The organism is Pedobacter sp. 01N416, from assembly GCF_056399685.1.
In genome coordinates this window covers 1-616 of the sequence record NZ_JBFTRT010001024.1, presented here as the reverse complement: position 1 = coordinate 616, position 616 = coordinate 1, and the positions used below count along the sequence as shown (strand labels likewise).

Genomic DNA, 616 nt, shown 5'->3' with positions numbered 1-616 from the left:
CAGATAGCCTTTGGCACCGTTGCTAACCATTTTAATCACACTTTTCTCTTCACCCTGCATACTCAGGGCCATTACTTTTACCTCCGGATGGTGTGCAGTTACCCAGGTTACGGTTTCAAAACCATCCATAATGGGCATACTGATATCTAAAAGTAAAATATCGGGGATTTTATTGCTGTTTTCGAAGTTTTTAATCAGCTCTTTTCCGTTCTCACAAACATACATCACCTCAAATGCTGCAAAATTATCTATAATGCCCTGAAGTGCCTTTGCAATCAGGATATGATCATCAACAATAGCTATAGTTTTTTTCATGCCGGGCCATTTAAAATAATAGTAAGTGTAGTGCCTAAATCGGGTTTGCTTTCTAAATTAAATTGTCCACCGATAATTTCGGCTCTTTTTTTCATGTTTTTTAATCCTATACCATCAGAAGTGACTTTAGTATAATCAAATCCTACTCCATCATCCTGTATTTTTAACGCTAAAAAAACTTCAAGAGAAGAGTTTAACTGGATTTTGATATTGCTGCAATGCGCATGTTTTAAGCTATTTTGAAGAAATTCTTGGGTTATCCTTAATAATACATTCTTTTTTACAAACTCCAGATCTATAC

2 protein-coding genes are annotated in these 616 nt (G+C 35.2%); both read right to left on the bottom strand.

Annotated features, from left to right (window positions below; all coding sequences use genetic code 11):
- Positions 1 to 315, bottom strand: a 315-nt coding sequence (locus tag AC1DND_RS29035) for a response regulator (protein WP_477586462.1), incomplete at its 3' end; no start/stop codon positions are given.
- On the bottom strand, positions 312 to 616 hold a 305-nt coding region (locus tag AC1DND_RS29030), incomplete at its 5' end, for a sensor histidine kinase (RefSeq protein ID WP_477586460.1). The genes AC1DND_RS29035 and AC1DND_RS29030, both read right to left, overlap by 4 nt.